Genomic DNA, 2,518 nt, shown 5'->3' on the forward strand with positions numbered 1-2,518 from the left:
CTTCCAGCCTATCAACCTGATCATCTCTCAGGAGTCTTACTATCTTATAGATATGGGAAATCTCATCTTGAGGAAGGTTTCACGCTTAGATGCTTTCAGCGTTTATCCTATCCACACATAGCTACCCAGCTCTGCTCTTGGTAGAACAACTGGTACACCAGCGGTGTGTCCATCCCGGTCCTCTCGTACTAAGGATAGCTCCTCTCAAATTTCCAACGCCCGCGACGGATAGGGACCGAACTGTCTCACGACGTTCTGAACCCAGCTCGCGTACCGCTTTAATGGGCGAACAGCCCAACCCTTGGGACCGACTTCAGCCCCAGGATGCGATGAGCCGACATCGAGGTGCCAAACCTCCCCGTCGATGTGAACTCTTGGGGGAGATAAGCCTGTTATCCCCAGGGTAGCTTTTATCCGTTGAGCGATGGCCCTTCCATACGGCGCCACCGGATCACTAAGCCCGACTTTCGTCCCTGCTCGACTTGTAGGTCTCGCAGTCAAGCTCCCTTCTGCCTTTACACTCTACGAATGATTTCCAACCATTCTGAGGGAACCTTTGGGCGCCTCCGTTACATTTTAGGAGGCGACCGCCCCAGTCAAACTGCCCGACTGACACTGTCTCCCGACCGGATTACGGCCGCGGGTTAGAATGGTCATGTCACAAGGGTAGTATCCCACCAGCGCCTCCACCGATACTAGCGTACCGGTTTCTATGGCTCCTACCTATCCTGTACATGTTACACAAACATTCAATATCAACCTGCAGTAAAGCTCCATGGGGTCTTTCCGTCCTGTCGCGGGTAACCAGCATCTTCACTGGTACTACAATTTCACCGAGTCCCTCGTTGAGACAGTGCCCAAATCGTTACGCCTTTCGTGCGGGTCGGAACTTACCCGACAAGGAATTTCGCTACCTTAGGACCGTTATAGTTACGGCCGCCGTTTACTGGGGCTTCAACTCGTTGCTTCGCGAATGCTAACAACTCCTCTTAACCTTCCAGCACCGGGCAGGCGTCAGCCCCTATACGTCATCTTTCGATTTTGCAGAGACCTGTGTTTTTGATAAACAGTCGCTTGGGCCTATTCACTGCGGCTGACCTTGCGGTCAGCACCCCTTCTCCCGAAGTTACGGGGTCATTTTGCCGAGTTCCTTAACGAGGGTTCGCTCGCTCACCTTAGTGTTCTCCACTCAACTACCTGTGTCGGTTTGCGGTACGGGTTGTCATCATCTCACTAGAAACTTTTCTCGACAGTGTGACATCAACAGCTTCGATACTTAAATTCTCTCCCCATCACAGCTCATTTTTAACATCAAGCCTTTCACTCGACATCAAACTCACTGCTTGGACGCGTTTTTCCATCTCCGCGCTCTGTTTAGCCTCCTGTGTCCTTCCATCGCTCAAACGATAATGACAAGTACAGGAATCTCAACCTGTTGGCCATCGCCTACACCTATCGGTCTCGGCTTAGGTCCCGACTAACCCTGGGAGGACGAGCCTTCCCCAGGAAACCTTAGTTATTCGGTGGACGGGATTCTCACCCGTCTTTCGCTACTCATACCGGCATTCTCACTTCTAAGCGCTCCAGCCGTCCTCACGATCGACCTTCAATGCCCTTAGAACGCTCTCCTACCATCCGTCGGATCCACAGCTTCGGTGTTCAGTTTAGCCCCGGTACATTTTCGGCGCAGGGTCACTCGACTAGTGAGCTATTACGCACTCTTTAAATGATGGCTGCTTCTAAGCCAACATCCTAGTTGTCTAAGCAACCCCACATCCTTTTCCACTTAACTGAAACTTTGGGACCTTAGCTGGTGGTCTGGGCTGTTTCCCTTTCAACTACGGATCTTATCACTCGCAGTTTGACTCCCGGACTAAAATATTTGGCATTCGGAGTTTATCAGATTTCGGTAATCCATGTTGGACCCCTAGATCAAACAGTGCTCTACCTCCAATATTCATCATCCGAGGCTAGCCCTAAAGCTATTTCGGAGAGAACCAGCTATCTCCAAGTTCGATTGGAATTTCTCCGCTACCCACACCTCATCCCCGCCTTTTTCAACAGACGTGGGTTCGGTCCTCCAGTGCGTTTTACCGCACCTTCAACCTGGACATGGGTAGGTCACCTGGTTTCGGGTCTATGACTACATACTCGACGCCCACTTCAGACTCGCTTTCGCTACGGCTCCGTCTCTGCGACTTAACCTGGCATGCAATCATAACTCGCCGGTCCGTTCTACAAAAAGTACGCCATCACCCATTAACGGGCTCTGACTGCTTGTAAGCACATGGTTTCAGGTACTCTTTCACTCCCCTCCCGGGGTGCTTTTCACCTTTCCCTCACGGTACTGGTTCACTATCGGTCACTAGGGAGTATTTAGGCTTGGGAGATGGTCCTCCCGGTTTCCGACGGAATTTCACGTGCTCCGTCGTACTCAGGATACTGAATAGGGTCATCAATGTTTCGCTTACAGGATTGTCACCTTCTGTGATGTCGCTTTCCATCGACTTCAACTACA

Annotated in this window: 1 rRNA gene; it reads right to left on the minus strand. The window is 51.3% G+C overall.

From position 1 onward, the window contains the following. Window positions 1–2,518: ribosomal RNA gene (locus B8955_RS06770) — 23S ribosomal RNA — on the minus strand; the annotation flags it as partial.

Source organism: Aerococcus suis (assembly GCF_900176325.1).
GTDB classification, from domain to species: domain Bacteria; phylum Bacillota; class Bacilli; order Lactobacillales; family Aerococcaceae; genus Aerococcus; species Aerococcus suis.